At 69.4% G+C, this 16,872-nt stretch carries 11 protein-coding genes; 4 read left to right on the top strand and 7 right to left on the bottom strand.

Annotated features, from left to right (window positions below):
* Positions 1-11: 11 nt before the first annotated feature.
* Entirely contained in the window at positions 12-1,292 is a 1,281-nt protein-coding gene (locus tag C5F75_RS06320) for an O-antigen ligase family protein (RefSeq protein ID WP_059583692.1), read from the top strand.
* A gap of 127 nt (positions 1,293-1,419) precedes the next feature.
* Here the strand turns inward: C5F75_RS06320 and C5F75_RS06315 are convergent, their stop codons facing one another.
* From C5F75_RS06315 to dnaE, 3 genes are all read right to left on the bottom strand, one after another.
* On the bottom strand, positions 1,420-2,598 hold the full coding sequence (locus C5F75_RS06315; protein ID WP_059583693.1) for a glycosyltransferase family 9 protein: 1,179 nt from the start codon (positions 2,596-2,598) through the stop codon (positions 1,420-1,422).
* A 151-nt stretch (positions 2,599-2,749) separates the two neighbouring features.
* Complete coding sequence (locus C5F75_RS06310; protein ID WP_059583695.1) at positions 2,750-3,835, bottom strand: glycosyltransferase family 9 protein; 1,086 nt, start codon at positions 3,833-3,835, stop codon at positions 2,750-2,752.
* A 309-nt stretch (positions 3,836-4,144) separates the two neighbouring features.
* The gene (gene dnaE, locus C5F75_RS06305) at positions 4,145-7,678 is read right to left on the bottom strand and encodes a DNA polymerase III subunit alpha (protein WP_059583697.1); all 3,534 of its coding nucleotides are present in this window, start codon (positions 7,676-7,678) and stop codon (positions 4,145-4,147) included.
* Between the two features lie 215 nt (positions 7,679-7,893).
* On the opposite strand from dnaE, the gene C5F75_RS06300 reads away from it, so the two are divergent.
* Together C5F75_RS06300 and gluQRS are read left to right on the top strand one after the other, a co-directional pair.
* Positions 7,894-8,748 carry a sulfurtransferase gene (locus C5F75_RS06300; protein ID WP_104011986.1) on the top strand — a complete coding sequence of 285 codons (855 nt, stop codon included), beginning with the start codon at positions 7,894-7,896 and terminating at the stop codon, positions 8,746-8,748.
* A 35-nt stretch (positions 8,749-8,783) separates the two neighbouring features.
* Positions 8,784-9,680 carry a tRNA glutamyl-Q(34) synthetase GluQRS gene (gene gluQRS, locus C5F75_RS06295; RefSeq protein WP_104011985.1) on the top strand — a complete coding sequence of 299 codons (897 nt, stop codon included), beginning with the start codon at positions 8,784-8,786 and terminating at the stop codon, positions 9,678-9,680.
* Between the two features lie 267 nt (positions 9,681-9,947).
* Here the strand turns inward: gluQRS and C5F75_RS06290 are convergent, their stop codons facing one another.
* The 4 genes from C5F75_RS06290 to purT form a co-directional block, all read right to left on the bottom strand.
* Positions 9,948-11,507 carry a DEAD/DEAH box helicase gene (locus tag C5F75_RS06290; protein WP_060966831.1) on the bottom strand — a complete coding sequence of 520 codons (1,560 nt, stop codon included), beginning with the start codon at positions 11,505-11,507 and terminating at the stop codon, positions 9,948-9,950.
* Positions 11,508-11,901: 394 nt separating this feature from the next.
* Entirely contained in the window at positions 11,902-12,282 is a 381-nt protein-coding gene (locus C5F75_RS06280) for an MliC family protein (protein WP_104011984.1), read from the bottom strand.
* A gap of 93 nt (positions 12,283-12,375) precedes the next feature.
* Positions 12,376-12,561 (bottom strand): DUF6726 family protein, encoded by a 186-nt coding sequence (locus C5F75_RS06275; RefSeq protein WP_006497052.1) that lies wholly within the window; start codon positions 12,559-12,561, stop codon positions 12,376-12,378.
* Positions 12,562-12,579: 18 nt separating this feature from the next.
* Positions 12,580-13,794, bottom strand: a complete 1,215-nt coding sequence (purT, locus tag C5F75_RS06270; protein ID WP_059583706.1) for a formate-dependent phosphoribosylglycinamide formyltransferase — start codon at positions 13,792-13,794, stop codon at positions 12,580-12,582.
* A gap of 216 nt (positions 13,795-14,010) precedes the next feature.
* Between purT and C5F75_RS06265 the strand changes: the two genes are divergently transcribed.
* A complete protein-coding gene (locus C5F75_RS06265; RefSeq protein WP_059646481.1) occupies positions 14,011-14,556 on the top strand; it encodes an META domain-containing protein in 546 nt (181 codons plus the stop codon).
* Positions 14,557-16,872: the final 2,316 nt, after the last annotated feature.

Raw genomic sequence — 16,872 nt, 5'->3', positions numbered from 1 at the left:
GACAGGTTCCAATGCTTTCGTTTTCCACTCCCGCCACGCGGCGCCTGACCGCCGCCCGTGCATTCGCCGTCGCCGCGCTGTGCATGGTGCCCGTCTCGACCGCGCTGACCAACGTGTTCTGCGGGCTGTTCGCCGCCGCGCTCGTGATCTCCCCCGAATTCTGGCGTGACCTGCGCTCGTTCGTCACCGATCCGGCTTCGCTCGCGGCGTTGCTGATCCTGGCCGCGCTGGCCGCGAGCGTCGCCTATACGGTCGCGCCGCACAACAAGGCGTGGAACTGGGTCGCGAAGTACGACAAGCTGCTGCTGCTGCCGTTCGCCGTGCTCGCGTTCCGTCATTCGAACTGGGCGCCGATCGTGCGGCGCTGCTGGTTCGGCACGCTGTGCGTGGTCCTGCTGCTGTCGACGACCAACTATCTCGGGTTGACCACGATCGGGCCGGCGTATGCGACCCAGTTGCCGCTTTCGCGCGCGTGGGTGTTCAAGAACCACATCGCCGCCGGCATGTTCGGCGCACTGCTCTTCTACCAGGCGGCCGATCTCGCGCTGGCGGCCCGCACGACGCTGTCGCGCGCCGCCTATGCGTTCGTCGCGGCATTGGCGCTCGTCAACGTGTTCGTGATGCTGCAGGGGCGCACCGGGCAGGTCATCGCGCTGTTGCTGATCCTCGTCGTCGCGGTGCGTTTCGTGCTGTTGCTGCGCCGGCAGTCCGCGCTGCGCGCGGGGCTCGCCGCCGGCGTGCTCGTATTGGCGGGCGTCGCGCTCGTGGTCGCTGCATGCACGGTTCACAACGGCCGTCTGACGAAGGTCGTGACGGAAGTGCAGCAATATCGGCAGAGCGATGCAGCCACGTCGACCGGGCTGCGCCTCGAGTGGTACAAGAAGGGGCTCGAGCTGTATCGCCAGCGCCCGGTGATCGGCTACGGCGCGGGCGGCCTCGAATCCGAATTCGAGAAGCTCACGGCCGGCAAGACGGCCGCCGAAGGCCAGCTCACGTCGAATCCGCACAACGAATATCTGCTGATGGCCGTGCAGCTCGGCACGCTCGGCCTGCTGCTGTTCGTCAACCTGATCGTGCAGATCGCGCGCGGCAGCCGTGCGCTCGATCCGCGCTCGCGGCACCTGCTGCTCGCGTGGCTCGCGATCTTCGCGATCGGCAGTCTCGCGAATTCGCTGCTGCTGGATTTCGCCGAAGGGCACCTGATCGTGCTGCTGGCCGGCATTCTGCTCGGCTGCGGCGAACGCAGCGAAGCGCTGCCGCGCGAAACGTCGGCGATCCGACGCAGCGTGTAACGCACGCCGGCATACGTTCCGCTGCCCTGCCGACCAGCGCCGGCGGCAGCGGATATCCGCCATCGATGCGGCCGAGCCGCGTGGCGCTTCGCGAAACAACCCGTCCGCGAACGAAAAAAGGCACGCCTCAGTCGGTTCCGGTGCGGCGCAGCCGTGACGTGTCGACGACGATGTCGGCCGGGCCCGGCGGAGTCAGCCCGAGCATCTCGGCCGCCGCGGCCTTCACGCGCTGCGCGCCAAGATGGGCGAGGCAGTCGCTGCGGCTGTCGACATGACGCTCGCAGCCTTCGTGCCGGCACGGCACGCAATCCCCGTCCCCCTGCAACAGCCACACGTTCCCATGCCGGCCGGAGCCGCGCAGCGCCCACGGATTCTCGGTCGCCGGCCAGTGCTGCGGCCACGGCCCCCAGCGCACGGGGTCGGACGGCCCGAACAGTGCGATCGTGTCGGTGCCCGTCGCGGCGGCGACGTGGGTCGCGCCGGTGTCGGGGCCGATGAAGAGCCGCGCGCGCCGCACGAGTTCCGCGCTCTCGCCGAACGTCAGGCGGCCGACCAGGTTCAGCACGTCACCGCCCGCCTCGGTCGCGACCTGCTCCGCATATTCGCGCTCGCGGTCGGCCGGGCCGCCCGACAACGCCACCGCGAAGCCCTGCTCGCGCAGCCAGCCGATCATTTCGACCCAACCGTCGAGCCGCCATTGCTTGTAACGGAACATCGGATACGGATGCAGCACGACCAGTGGCTTGCCGGCGCGGATCGCCGGCGACTCGGCGAGGCACGCGTCGAAACGCGCGCGCCGCGCGGGATCGTCGCCGATGCCGGGCGCGACGACCTCGGACACCGGCTCGATGCCGATCACCGGCGCGAGCGCCAGCGTACTGACGACCGTATGCGCGGATTCGTGGTGATTGATCGCGATTCCGTGCAGCATCATCCGCGTGAGCCACGTGACGCGATCCGGATCGACGAGACCGACCCGCTTGCGGCCGGCGAACCAGCTATAGAAACGCGGCCGGTCGGAACTCAGCGCCGCGCACGCGAGATCGTAGCGACGCCATATCGACAGTGCGTCGCGCAGCCGCTCGCCCAATCCCGCGCGCTGCGCGACGACGATCACGCGCCGCACGTCCGGATTGTGCTCGAGCACGCCCTCGGTGCCGCGAAACACCAGCATGTCGATCTGCGCGTCCGGCCAGCGGGCCTTCAGCGACCGTACGAGCGGTGTCGTCAACAGTACGTCGCCGATACGGCGAGGCGCGGCGACGAGGATGGTTCTGGGCGGACGGGCGGAAGAAAACAGGGCCACGGTAATCGTCTGGCTGGCTGAACAAGGCTGGCAATGTACAGGATTTTGCAGCAGCCGGCGCGGCGCCGCACACCGGTCGTGCGGGCGGCCGCGATACGGCCCTGCGCAGCCGGGCATGGCAGTATGTGCGGCTGGTACGGACCGCCGGGCGCTACGAAGCGATCGTCACGGTCGCAGGCGCCGCCGCGGCCGGCCGCGCGCGCGCCGTGCCGGCCGGCGCTTCGTCGCGGTGGCTCGCCTGCGGCAGCAGGTGGCGCACCGCGCGCTCGACCGCATCGACGCCGATCGCATCGACGGTCGGGCCCGCGCGCAGGACCACGTGCGGCACACCGAGCGGATGCCAGCGCAGGTATTTCTCGGGACGGTCCTCGAACAGGGCAGCCACCGGTACGCCGAGCGCCGACGCAAGGTGGACGGGCGCGCTGTCGGCCGAGACGATCGCATCGAGCAGGCTCGCGGCCGCCACCAGCTCGGCGACCGACGCCGGCGCGACATGCCGTGCATTCACGTCGCGCCACAGGTCGCCTTCGGCAGCATGGCCGATGGCCGGATCGCGAAACACGATGACATCCGCGACGGTTGCGAGCCGCTCGCCGAGGTCGCGCCAGCGCTCGGCGGGCCAGCGGCGCTCGACCGCCTTGTTCGACACGAACAGCCCGACGCGCGGCTTCGTGCGCGCGCCGAGCAGGCGATGCCACACTTCCTGCAGCGCGCGGTCGGGATGAACCGACAGCTCGAGACGGTCGAGATCGGCGCAGCCGAGTTCGGGCACCAGGCGAAAACCCGACAACGCCTCGTGGCACATCGGCCGCTGCGCGACATGCTCGGGCTTGCGATCGTCGAATTCGGTCTCGGCATCGTGCCAGCGGCAATCCTTCGCGCGAAGCTGGCGCGCGAACTGCATGCTGCTGCGGTGCATGCCGCCGTTCGGCACGATCACGAGGTCGAACCGCAAGCGGCGCAGACGGCGCACGAGGCGCAGCCGGTCGAAGAATGCGCGCATCCGTCCGGGACGGTCGTTGCGCTCGCACTGGCGGCTGTACACGTAGGTGTGGATGGCGTGCACGTCCGGGTTGCCGGCCAGCGCGGCCGCGTTGTAGCGGTTCGCGACCACATGCAGCTCCGCGCCCGGCCAGCGCGCCTTCAGCGCGCGGAGAAACGCCGTCGTGCACAGCATGTCGCCCAGAAAATCAATCCGGATCACGAGGATCCGCTGCATCGGGTTCCCATTGGCCATGGTCTTGTGGTGGTGACAATCAGTTTTTATCGTCGCGACGAGCCCTGCCCCGGCATCCTGCCCAGAGCGGCCCTGTCGCGCACTGCCGCACGGCGCGTGAATTCGCCCCCGTTTGCGCGCATGCTGCCGGCTTCGCCGCCGCGCAAACCTGCGCAAGCGCCGAGTTCATCCGGTCAGCGCGGGATTGTATAGCGTCCGGATGGGCAGCCCAAGACCCGCCTGCCCGCGCTCGTCAAAACGGCCCGCCGCACCGCACGATGGCGATGCGACGGGCCGTGCATAGGCGACAGCCGTCGAAGTGGAACGCGATCAGTACGTGATTTCGACGACGCTGCCGTCGAACGCCGCTCGCAACTCCGCCAGCAGCACGTCGCTCGGCTTCACGCGCCATGCGTCGCCCAGACGCATTTCGCCTTGCGCGCGCGCATTGCTGTAGTGAATCTGCACCGCCAGCCCGTTCGGCAGCGGCGCCTGCGGGCGGCGACCGCCATCGCGTCCGCCACCGCGCGGCGCGGGCGCTTCGACCGCGTTCGCGGCAGCCGGCTCGTCCTTCGCCACATGCGGCTCGAGCACGCGGCGCAGCGCAAGCGCGTCGGCGTTGCCGTTCATCGTCAGCCGCACGGCCTGCGCATAGCGGCTGCGCGCGCGTTCGAGATCCATCACGGTATCGGCCGTGAAGCGAATGCCGCCGGTGAACGCGTCGTTGCGCGCCTGCCCCTGCACGATCAGCAGCTCGTCTTCCTTGAACAGCGCCTTATTCGCCTCGAACTGTTCGTTGAAGATCGTGATCTCGCATTGGCCCGAGCCGTCGTCGAGCAGCGCGATCAGCATCTTGCCGCGCTGCGTCATCTGCGTGCGCAGCGACGCGATGATGCCGGCGACGAGCTTGTCACGCCCTTCCTTCAGGTCGCCGACCTTCTGCCGCACGAAGCGGCGCACTTCGTCGCGATACGCGTCGAACAGGTGGCCGGACAGGTAGAACCCGAGCGCGCCCTTTTCTTCCTGCAGACGGCGCTTGTCGTCCCACGCGGGTTCGTCGACGAGCGCGTGCGCATGCGGCGACTCGGCGCCCATGTCGAACAGGCCGGCCTGCATCGCGTTCGCCTCGGCCTGGTCGGCCGCTTCCATCGCGAGCGGCACCGACGCGATCAATTGCGCTCGGTTCGGGTTCAGCGAATCGAACGCGCCGGCGCGGATCAGCGCCTCGACCGTGCGGCGGTTGACGACGCGCCGGTCGATCCGTTCGCAGAAGTCGAACAGGTCGGTAAACGCCTTTTCCTCGCGGGCCCGCAGGATTTCCTCGATCGCGTTCTGGCCGCTGCCCTTCACCGCGCCGAGGCCGTAGCGGATCGTGCGCGAACGCTTGCCGTCGGCTTCCGCGACCGGCTCGAACCGGTAATGCGATGCGTTGATGTCCGGCGGCAGCACGACGAGGTTGTTCAACACGCAATCGTCGAACAGGATCTTCACCTTGTCGGTGTCGTCCATCGCGAGCGTCATGTTGGCCGCCATGAATTCGGCCGGATGGTGCGCCTTCAGCCACGCGGTGTAATACGCGAGCAGCGCATACGCGGCCGCGTGCGACTTGTTGAAGCCGTAGCCCGCGAACTTCTCCATCAAGTCGAAGATCTCGTCGGACTTCTCGCGCGTGAGGCCGTTCTTCGCCGCACCCTCGGCGAAGATCTCGCGATGCTTGGCCATCTCCTCGGGCTTCTTCTTGCCCATCGCGCGACGCAGCAAGTCGGCGCCGCCGAGCGAGTAGCCGCCGATGATCTGCGCCATCTGCATCACCTGCTCCTGATAGACCATGATGCCGTAGGTCTCTTTCAGGACGGGTTCGACGCGCGGATCCGGATAGTCGACCTTCTCGCGCCCGTGCTTCCGTGCGCAGAAGCTCGGGATCAGGTCCATCGGGCCCGGACGGTACAACGACACGAGCGCGATGATGTCCTCGAAGCGGTCGGGCTGCGCATCCTTCAGCATACCCTGCATCCCGCGGCTTTCCAGCTGGAACACCGCGACCGTGTTGGCCTTCTTCAGGATCTGGAACGAGGCCGGATCGTCGAGCGGCACCTGCGCGAGCGACCAGTCGGCCTTCGACGGATCGAGGCGGCGGATGTAGCGCTCGGCCCAGTCGAGGATCGTCAGCGTCGTGAGCCCCAGAAAGTCGAACTTCACGAGGCCGACGGCTTCGACGTCGTCCTTGTCGTACTGGCTGACCACGCCGCCGTCGTCGCCCTGCGTGTACAGCGGGCAGAAATCGGTCAGCTTGCCGGGCGCGATCAGCACGCCGCCCGCGTGCATCCCGACGTTACGCGTAAGGCCCTCGACGCGCTGCGCGAGATCGAGCAACTGATGGACTTCGTCCTCGTGGTCGTAGCGCTCCTGCAGTTGCGGCTCTTCCTTCATCGCGTCGGCAATCGTCACGTGCTTGCCGGGCTTGAACGGAATCAGCTTCGCGACACCGTCGGTGAACATGTAGCCGAGGTCGAGCACGCGGCCGATGTCGCGCACGGCCGCCTTCGCGGCCATCGTGCCGAACGTGGCGATCTGCGACACGGCGTCCGCGCCGTATTTCTCCTTCACGTACTGGATCACGCGATCGCGGCCGTGCTGGCAGAAGTCGATGTCGAAGTCGGGCATCGACACGCGCTCGGGGTTCAGGAAGCGCTCGAACAGCAGGTTGTAGCGCAGCGGATCGAGGTCGGTGATGCCGAGCGCGTACGCGACCAGCGAGCCGGCGCCCGAGCCGCGGCCCGGCCCGACCGGCACGCCGTTGTTCTTCGCCCAGTTGATGAAGTCCGCAACGATCAGGAAGTAGCCGGGGAAGCCCATCTTCGTGATGGTCCCGCACTCGAATTCGAGGCGCTTGTAGTACGTGTCGCGCTGCGCGTCGCGCTCGGCTTCGACCGGATACAACTGCGCGAGGCGGGTCTCGAGCCCTTCCTTCGACAGCTGGACCAGGTAGTCGTCGAGCGACATGCCGTCCGGCGTCGGGAACAGCGGCAGTTTCGGCTTGCCGAGCTCGAGCTTCAGGTTGCAGCGCTTCGCGATCTCGACCGTGTTCGCGATCGCCGACGGCAGGTCGGCGAACAGCGCGACCATGTCGTCCTGCGTGCGGAAATACTGGTCGGTCGTGAAACGCTTCTGCCGCCGCGGGTTCGCGAGGATGTCGCCTTCCGAGATGCACACGCGCGCCTCGTGCGCGGTGAAATCGTCGTCGGTCATGAACTGCGTCGGGTGCGTCGCGACGACCGGCAGCTTCAGCGACGCGGCGAGCGTCGCGGCCTGCTGGATGTACGCCTCGGCGCCCGGCTGGCCGTAACGCTGCAGCTCGATGTAGAAAGCGCCCGGGAATACGCTCGCCCAGCGCGCGGCGTGACGGCGCGCGGCTTCTTCGTTGCCGGCGGCCAGCGCGAGCCCGATATCGCCCTGCTGCGCGCCCGACAGCGCGAGCAGCCCCTGCGCGAGCTCGCCGTCGAGCCAGCTCGCGTCGAGTTCCGCGCGGCCGCGGTACTGGTTCGTGAGCCACGCCTTCGACAGCAGCTCGCAGAGATTCAGGTAACCGACCTTGTCCTTGACCAGCAGCAGCAGCCGCGACGGCTTGTCGCGGTCGTCCGGATTGGCGATCCAGACGTCGCAACCGGCGATCGGCTTGATGCCCTTGCCGCGGGCTTCCTGGTAGAAACGGACGAGGCCGAATGCATTGCCGAGATCGGTGAGGGCGAGCGCGCCCTGGCCGTCCGCGGCCGCCGCCTTGACGATGTCGTCAATGCGCACGATGCCGTCGGCAATCGAGAATTCGGAGTGAACGCGAAGATGGACGAAGCGAGGATCTGACATGGGCGCTATTGTAGCCGCCCCGCCGCGCGGGCTGCCCAAAAAATGCCCGCGTTGGCCGTTCGGCCGATGCACGCGGCGACGCGTCGCGCGGCTGGCCGTTCGGCCAGATACCGATGCCGGCGTCGTTTGCGGGATAATACGGTTTTTCGAATCAACGCCCCGGCTTCGCACCCTTTTTTGCGGGCCGCGTGCGGCCGTTTTCCCGTCGGACCATCATGACCATCGTCAACCTCGCCGCCTACCACTTCGTATCGCTCGACGCGAACGAGCAATGGCGCCCGCTCGTCACCGCGCGCTGCAACGAACTGGGCCTGCGCGGCACGATCCTGCTCGCGCCGGAAGGCATCAACCTGTTCATCGCCGGCACGCGCGAAGCCACCGACGCATTCATCGCATACATCCGCCACGATCCGCTGTTCGAAGGCAAGTTCGCGACGCTGCAGTTCAAGGAAAGCCTGTCCGACTCGCAGCCGTTTCGCCGCATGCTCGTGCGCCTGAAGCGCGAGATCATCACGATGAAGAAGCCCGCGATCAAGCCGGAACTCGGCCGCGCGCCGTTCGTCGACGCGCGCACGCTCAAGGCGTGGCTCGACCGCGGCCACGACGATGCGGGCCGCCCGGTCGTGATGCTCGACACGCGCAACGCGTTCGAAGTCGACGTCGGCACGTTCGACAACGCGCTCGACTACCGGATCGACAAGTTCAGCGAATTCCCGGAAGTGATCGACGCGAACCGCGCCGACCTCGAAGGCAAGACGGTCGTGTCGTTCTGCACCGGCGGCATCCGCTGCGAGAAGGCCGCGATCCACATGAAGGAAATCGGCATCGAGAACGTGTACCAGCTCGAAGGCGGGATCCTGAAGTACTTCGAGGAAGTCGGCGGCGCGCACTATCACGGCGACTGCTTCGTGTTCGACTACCGCACCGCGCTGAATCCGCAGCTCCAGCCCACCGCGAACGTCACGTGCTTCGCGTGCCGCGCAGTCGTCACGCCGCAAGCGCAACAGTCGCCGAGCTACGTGCCCGGCAAGTCGTGCCCGGCCTGCGTGCAGGCAGCCAGCGCCGCGTAACGGCTCGCCTCGCCACGTCTCGTCGCGCCCCGCCGATGAATCACGGCTATCGCGGCCGCTTCGCGCCGTCGCCCACCGGCCCGCTGCACTTCGGCTCGCTGGTCGGCGCGCTCGCGAGCTGGCTCGACGCGCGCGCGCACGGCGGCACGTGGCTCGTGCGCATCGAGGATCTCGACGGCCCGCGCACGGTGCCCGGCGCGGCGGACGACATCCTCGCGACCCTCGCCCATTTCGGCATGACGCCCGACGCGCAGCCCGTCTGGCAGAGCACGCGCGATGCGGCCTACACGGCCGCGCTCGAGCGGCTCGTCGCGGCGGGGCTTGTCTATCCGTGCGGCTGCACGCGCAAGGAAATCGCCGATTCGCTGCGCGCGGCCCACGAACGCCACACGACGCTCGCCTATCCGGGCACCTGCCGCACCGGCCTGCACGGCAAGCCCGCGCGCGCATGGCGGCTGCGCGTGCCGGACGGCAGCGACGCGCTCGTCACGTTCGACGATCGCTGGCAGCACACGCAAGCGCAGAACCTCGCGACCGAAGTCGGCGATTTCGTGCTCAAACGCGCGGACGGCCAATGGGCGTATCAACTCGCGGTCGTCGTCGACGATGCCGATGCCGGCATCACGCATGTCGTGCGCGGCGCCGACCTGCTCGATTCGACTGCGCGCCAGATCTACCTGCAGCGCTGCCTCGGCGTGCCGACTCCCGCGTATCTGCACGTGCCCGTCGTGGTCGATGCGAACGGCGAAAAGCTCAGCAAGCAAACGGGCGCGACGGCGCTCGAACGCAACGATCCGCTTCCGGCGCTGCGGGCCGCGGCCGCGCATCTCGGTTTGGCGGACGATGGCGATCTACCGGGCAATACGATGGCGTCCTTCTACGCGGCCGCGACCGATGCGTGGGCGCGTCGCTTCGGCCCGCGCGCGGGTTGAGTCGCCTGCGGGACACCGGCGCGTGCCCGACTACGCTCGTGCGTCCGTCGGCCGCTAATCCGATCGCGTGACGACGTGACGGAAGCATGACCGTCACGCCTGGCGACGACACGGCATCAAAAGATCCGCCCCGCGCGGCAAGCAATAGCCCCGCCTCGCACGCCACCCCGCCCCGATCGCGTCACCCAATGAAAAACGGGCACATGTTCGTCGCATGTGCCCGCTCGCCGGCAGCGCTCACGCGCCGCCCCCGCCGCTCCGCCCGGCTTACGCCGACGGCTTGCGCGGCATCCCGAACCCGCCGAGCAGCGCGGCGACCTGCCGCTTCGGCCCTTTCTTCTCGGGCTGCTGCGCGGGCTGCGCGTCGTCGGGCTGCTTCGCCGACGCCTGCGGCTCGTACGGCTTCAGGAAGAAGTCGTCGACCGGCGCTTCGTGGCGGCGATGATGGCCGCCGCGCTCGGCGCTGCCCGACCGGCGAGCCGATGCGCCGCGATGCTCGTCGCGATCGCGCCGGCCGCCCCGCTCGCCACCGCGCTCGCTGTTGCGTTCACCACCGCGCTCGCCGCCACGTTCGTCATGACGATGGCGCGCCGGCTTGTCGAGCTTGAGCGTCTGCACTTCGAGCGGACGCTTGATCAGCTTCTCGATGTCGGCGAGCTGCTTGCGCTCGTTCGGGCTGCACAGCGACAGCGCGTCGCCCGTCGCGCCCGCGCGGCCGGTACGGCCGATCCGGTGCACGTAGTCTTCCGCGCTGAACGGCAGGTCGAAGTTGATCACGGCCGGCAGCTCGGCGATGTCGAGGCCGCGCGCGGCCACGTCGGTCGCGACCAGCGCCTCGATCTCGCCGCGCTTGAACGCGTCCAGCGCCTGCATCCGCTCGATCTGCGTCTTGTCGCCGTGAATCGCCGACGCGACCACGCCGTCGCGCTCGAGATTGCGTGCGAGGCGGCTCGCGCCGATCTTGCTGTTGCAGAACACGATCACCTGCTTGAGGCCGCGATCGCGCAGCAACTGCACGACGGCCGCCTGCTTGTCGCCTTCGGCGACGTCGTAGACGATCTGCGTGACGTTCGCGTTCGTCGAGTTGCTGCGCGCGACCTCGATCGTCTGCGGATTGCGCAGGTAGGTCGACGCGAGCTTCTTGATTTCGCCCGAGAAGGTGGCCGAGAACAGCAGCGTCTGACGCTCCTTCGGCAGCAGGTTCAGGATGCGCTGCAGATCGGGCAGGAAGCCCATGTCGAGCATCCGGTCGGCTTCGTCGAGCACGAGGATCTGCACCTGGCCGAGGTTCGCCGTCTTCTGCTGCACGTGATCGAGCAGGCGGCCCGGCGTCGCGATCAGGATCTCGACGCCACGACGCAGTTCGGCCGATTGCGGGTTCATGTCGACGCCGCCGAACACCACCGCGCTGCGCAGCGGCGTGTGCTTCGCATACGCGTGCACGTTCGCGGCGACCTGGTCGGCGAGTTCGCGGGTCGGCGTGAGGATCAGCGCACGCACGGGGTGGCGCGCCGGCGACGCGCTCGTATTGGCCTGCGGCAGCAGGCGCTGGATGATCGGCAGCGAGAAGCTCGCGGTCTTGCCGGTGCCCGTTTGCGCGGCGCCCATGACGTCGCGGCCGGCGAGCACGACCGGAATGGCCTGCGCCTGGATCGGCGTCGGCGTCGTATAACCCTGCTCCGCAATGGCTTTCAGGATATCGGCGGCAAGGCCGAATTGATCGAAGGTTGCGTCGACGGGCTTGGCGACAGAATCGGACATGGTGGCGTTTCGCTCAAAAGGCGCGGCGGGGACATCGTGCGTCAGGCCGGCCGGGCCTGCGCTCATCACAATTCGGAAATAGACGGAGCCGCGGCGCGCCGCGCGGCGCCGCTCTGGCGCTTGGCACCGGTTCAATGCGAACGCTGGACGCCAGGCCGTGCGGACTCCGTTCGGCGCGAATGCCGGCGGAAAGGGCCGTATTGTAGCACCGTGCGGGAATCTGTCCGCGACAACGCCGCGAACGGCCGCGGCGGCCGTTCGCGCGGCGGGACTGCCCCAGCCCGTGCGGGCGAGCGGTCGCCCGCTCGGGCTATCCGTATCGGGCAGTAAACAAGAATGGGGGTTCGATGCCGAAGCCTCGTACCAGTCGGTCCGCCGCCCATCCGCGTACCGGGCCTTCAGCCTGACAGCCGTCACGACGCGCGAATACGCGAATGCGTGCCGCGACCGCGCCCGCCGCTCAGCCCTGCTTCTTTTTCTTCTCGACCTGCACGCAGTCGCCCAGCAGCGGCGGCGACTTCGGGTCGGCGATCTCGTCGCGCAGCGTCGCTTCCTTGCCCTTCGTCCACCACGTATAGCGGCCGGCCTGGTAGCGCGCGCCCGACGCCGACACCGTGTCGACGAACAGCAACCGCTTGCCGTCGACCGGCACGAGCGCGAAGCTCTGGCCGTTGCCCGCGAGCCAGTACGACACGCGCACCGGCTGCTTCTGGTTCGCGCACTGGTAGACGACCTGCTGGCGCGTGTCGGCGTCGATCTCTTCGATGGTCAATCGCGCGGCATGCGCGACGGAAACGGCACTGCCGGCAAGCGCAAGCGCGGCGAGAGTGTAGCGAATCATGCAGGTCCTCTCACGAGACGGTGGAAACGCGCCATCGCGGCGCGCGGGGTGATTGTCCATACGGTTGACGGGAAGGCACGTCGGCGGCCGAAATCAGGGATCGATCACATCCGCGCACGCATCGGTCGGCGCCGCGGCGACATGGCCGACGAGCGGCACGATCTTGAGGCCCGCCGACGCCACGCGGCACGGCGCGGCCGCCAGGCCGCAGCCGGCGAGACTCGCGACAAGCGCCAGCGCGGCGCCCAGCTTTCCGATACGCAACCACCTCGACGCCATCGTCCGCTCCTCGTTCCGTCAGCGCGCCGACACGGGCCGCACGGCCGCGGCAGCGCGCTTCGCGCGTTCGCGGGCTTCGTCGACGGTCGCGCCGGTCGCCAGCGCGACACCCATGCGCCGCTTCGCGAAACTTTCCGGCTTGCCGAACAGGCGCAGGTCCGCGCCCGGCACCGCGAGCGCGTCGCGCACGCCTTCGAACGCGATCCCGCGCTCGTCGAGCCCGCCGTAGATCACCGCCGACGCAGCCGGCGTGCCGAGCGCCGGATCGACCGGCAGCCCGAGAATCGCCCGCGCGTGCAGCTCGAATTCCGACTGGCGCTGCGATGCCAGCGTGACGAGGCCCGTATCGTGCGGCCGCGGGCTCACCTCGGAGAACCAGACGTCGTCGCCGCGCACGAACAGCTCGACGCCGAACAGCCCGCGCCCGCCGAGCGCCTCGGTCACCTTGTGCGCGATCTCGCGCGACTTCTCGAGCGCCGCCGCGCTCATCGGCTGCGGCTGCCACGATTCGACATAGTCGCCCGCCACCTGGACGTGGCCGACCGGCTCGCAGAAATAGGTACGCGTGTCGAGCGTCGCGGGGTCGATCGCGCGCACGGTCAGCTGCGTGATCTCGTAGTCGAAATCGACGAAGCCCTCGACGATCACGCGGCCGTGGTTCACACGCCCGCCGGCCATCGCGTAGTCCCACGCCGGCTTCACGTCGGCCTCGGTCTTCACGACCGACTGCCCCTTGCCCGACGACGACATCACGGGCTTCACGACACACGGCATGCCGATCTTCGCGACGGCCGCGCTGAACGCTTCGAACGAATCCGCGAACGCATACGGAGAGGTCGGCAGGCCGAGTTCCTCGGCCGCGAGCCGGCGGATCCCTTCGCGATTCATCGTGAGCTGCGTCGCGCGCGCGGTCGGGATCACCTCGGCGAGGCCGGCCGCCTCGATCGCCGCGAGCGCGTCGGTGGCGATCGCCTCGATCTCGGGGACGATCAGGTGCGGACGCTCGGCCTCGACGACCGCCCGCAGCGCGGCCGGGTCCGTCATGTCGATCACGTGCGCGCGATGCGCGACCTGGTGGCCCGGTGCGTCCCGATAGCGATCGACCGCGACGACTTCGACGCCGAGACGCTGCAACGCGATGATGACTTCCTTGCCGAGTTCGCCCGCGCCGAGCAGCATGACGCGCGTGGCCGAGGGTGAAAGCGGCGTACCGAGCCGCTGACCGATCTGCATGTGATTTCCCGCTGGTTCTGTTGGAGGACGAAAACGGCTTCGATGTTAACACGGGCATCCGGGCCGGTTCGGGCGGTTTGGCCGCGCCGGCGCGTCGTCGTGCGAGGCCGGTGGGCGGCCCGCGAACGTTTTCACGCGCGAAGTGTCGGCTCGCCTGCCGCGGGGCGGGTGCGTTACTCTTACGCCTTGATCAGAATCCGAAGAGGAACGAGGCTCATGTCCCACCTGTCCGCGGCCGCACGCGCACGCACCGGCCTGTTTCGTCCGTTGCGCGCGCCGCTTTGCGCGCTGACGCTTGCCACGCTTCTCGCCGCCTGCGCAATGCCGACCCATCCCGATTCCGCCGCCCCCGAACCCGACCCGTACAACCCCGCCGCCGTCCAGTTGCTCGACGACACGAGCTGGGAGCTCACCCGCTGGGTGAACGCCGACGGCACGCAACGCGCGATCCCGCACGGCGACAACGGCGAGCCGATCAAGCTCGCGCTGTCGACCGATTCGGGCATCCGGCGCGCAAGCGGGTTCTCGGGCTGCAACCGCTACATGGGCACCTATGCGATCAAGAATGGCGTGCTGAGCTTCGGCCCGCTCGCCGGCACGCGAATGGCCTGCCCGAACACGCTCGGCGGCCAGCTCGAAGCCGCGTACCTCGACGCGCTCGCCCACATCGCGAAGACCGGCGTGCAGATGCGCGCGCCGCAGCAATTGCAGATCGTGACCGAGGCCGGCGCGACGCTGACGTTCACGCACCGGAGCCCCTGACGCCCGGCGCGCGCGAAGGCCGACCGACCGCCTTCGCGTGGCGCGCCACGCGCATGTGCCACCCACGTGCGTCGCGCGGCGTGAATCGGAATCACGCCGCGTTAGAGTCTTGTTCGCCGGCCGGTTAAACTCGGCGGGTCGCGCCCCGCGCGCCCCTCCCCACTCCTGTTTCAAAGCATGCACACGGTTGTCTTCGGCTGGTTCGGCATCTCCGCCGTCTGGTTCCTCCTTCTCTTCTGGCGTCTCGTCCAGGCGATGCTGCCCGGCGGCGGCGGGCTCGCCGGCCGCGGCTCGATCCGCCTGTGGCTCGGCTTCGCCGCGGTATTCGTCGCCAGCTGCACGCTGACGAGCCCGCTGTCCGGCCCCGACACGAACGCGCTCGGCCATGCGTGCGCGGCCGGCTTCGCCCGCGTGCTCGGTCCGATCGGCACGCCGGTCGCGATGGTCGTGCTGTTGTTCGCCGGCTTGCCGTGGCTGACCGGCATCGGCTGGCGGCAGTTCGCCGCGTGGGTCGACACGTCGTTCGGCGTCAAGCTGTCGCGCGACGGCGACGACGACGCGCGCGGGATCGCCGACCTGCCGCGCAGTGCGCTGCATCGCGACGACGACGTCGTGCAGCCGACCACCGCGCACACCGTGAACTCGATGGCGCCGCGCCAGAACGGCCGGTATTCGCGCCCGACCGTGTGGAAGCCCGATCCGCAGGCGCGACCGAAGCCGCGCAGCAAGACGCCGCCGCGCCCGCTCGCGGAGCCCGTCGCGCCGTCGGGCTGGCTGAAGCCCGCCGCGCCGCAACGCACACCGGCGCCGCCCGCGCCGATCCCGGCCAGCGCGATGCCGCCGCCGACCACCGGCAGCACCGCCAGCCTCGCGCGCGCCGCGGCGAACGCGCAAGTGCCGCGCCCCGCGCCCGCTCCGCTTCCGGCGGGATTCGAACCCGTCCGGCCGCGTCCGACCGCCGCGCGGCCGGCCACCGCCGCGCTCACGCAGACTACGCCGCGCGCCACGGTCGCGCCGCGACCGGCCGGTACGCCACCGCAGCGTCCGCCGGTGCGTCCGGCCGCCGGCACGGCGGCAGCCGGCCTGCCGCCGGACGCGACACGCCGCCGCCCGGCGCCGCCCGCGCCGGCACGCGCGCCGCTCTATGCGTGGACGGAAAAACCGGCCGCGCCGATCACGCCTGCGCCGAGCGTTCACGACACGCTGCGCGCGATCGAAGCCAGCACCGCGCAATGGGCGACGCTGGGCGGCGCGCAGCCGGCCGACGCGACGCACGCGGCAACCGCTACCGCTGCCGCTGCCGGCGTAGCCGCGGCAGCAGGTGGCGTGGCCGCGCCGGCAGCGGCGGCTGTGTCGGACGCGTTCGTCTCCGCGACGCACGGCATCGCAGCGCAGGACATCCCTGTCCCGGCCGAACACCAAGCCGCACCTGCGCATGACGACACCGCGCCGATCGTGCTCGACGCCTTCATGCCGGCGGAATCCGGCATGACACAGGCTCCGGTCGGCGATTCGCCCACCCCGTCGTTCGATGACACCACCCCGCACGCGCTGCCGGATACCCGCGTCGACGATCGCGTGTTTTCGCCTCGTGCCGACGACGAGATCCCTCCCGTCGACGATGCGCCCGCCGTGCCGGCATTCGGGATCGCCGCCGCGCCTTCGTTTGACATGCCCATCGACGTCGCGCCGTGGGAAGACGTCGCCAGCCCGCCGGCTTCCGCCTTCGACGTGTCGACCGGGAATCCGGTCGCCGAATCGCTGGAGGACACCGCGGGATCGGAATCCGCCGATCCCGCCTCCGCGCAGGCAGACGATGCGGCGGTTCGCGACCCTGGCACCCGCCATCCGGCCGGATCGCCCGATACCGACGACAAGGACGACACGGAACCGGCGCCTGTCATCGATCGCGCCGCACCGGCCCACGTGCCTCAACCTGCCGCCGATGCGCACGCCGACGTGAAGCCCGCCGACGGCATCGTCCCGTTCGCTGCCCTGCCCTCTTCGTCGATCGCCGGAACGTCGGCGCCCGCGCTTTCCGCAACCACGCCGATCGCGGCGCCGTCTTCCGCGCCGGCATCGACGCGTCCAGCCGACACGACGATCACCTCGACCGGTACGACGACGTCCGCTCCATCCGGCTCACCCGGCTCACCCGGCTCATCCGGCGCCGTCGCTCCGCAGCCGGCCATCGCCCTTCCCGCGTCGCCGGCCGTTTCCGCCACGACGTCGCCATCCTTCAGCGCGATCGCGCCGACAGCCGCGCTCGCCGCCACGCCGGCTCACCCGGTCACGGGCTTGCCTGCCGCCGCAACC

Source organism: Burkholderia anthinoferrum, from assembly GCF_002925705.1.
Taxonomy (GTDB): Bacteria; Pseudomonadota; Gammaproteobacteria; order Burkholderiales; family Burkholderiaceae; genus Burkholderia; species Burkholderia semiarida.
The sequence above is the reverse complement of the archived record's forward strand: the minus strand, read 5'-3'. Positions and strand labels throughout refer to the sequence as shown.

Coding starts and splice junctions, on each gene's coding strand:
- C5F75_RS06320 (WP_059583692.1), top strand. CDS start 12: ATGCTTTCGTTTTCCACTCCCGCCACGCGGCGCCTGACCGCCGCCCGT.
- C5F75_RS06310 (WP_059583695.1), bottom strand. CDS start 3,835: ATGGCCAATGGGAACCCGATGCAGCGGATCCTCGTGATCCGGATTGAT.
- dnaE (WP_059583697.1), bottom strand. CDS start 7,678: ATGTCAGATCCTCGCTTCGTCCATCTTCGCGTTCACTCCGAATTCTCG.
- C5F75_RS06300 (WP_104011986.1), top strand. CDS start 7,894: ATGACCATCGTCAACCTCGCCGCCTACCACTTCGTATCGCTCGACGCG.
- gluQRS (WP_104011985.1), top strand. CDS start 8,784: ATGAATCACGGCTATCGCGGCCGCTTCGCGCCGTCGCCCACCGGCCCG.
- C5F75_RS06290 (WP_060966831.1), bottom strand. CDS start 11,507: ATGAGCGCAGGCCCGGCCGGCCTGACGCACGATGTCCCCGCCGCGCCT.
- C5F75_RS06280 (WP_104011984.1), bottom strand. CDS start 12,282: ATGATTCGCTACACTCTCGCCGCGCTTGCGCTTGCCGGCAGTGCCGTT.
- C5F75_RS06275 (WP_006497052.1), bottom strand. CDS start 12,561: ATGGCGTCGAGGTGGTTGCGTATCGGAAAGCTGGGCGCCGCGCTGGCG.
- purT (WP_059583706.1), bottom strand. CDS start 13,794: ATGCAGATCGGTCAGCGGCTCGGTACGCCGCTTTCACCCTCGGCCACG.
- C5F75_RS06265 (WP_059646481.1), top strand. CDS start 14,011: ATGTCCCACCTGTCCGCGGCCGCACGCGCACGCACCGGCCTGTTTCGT.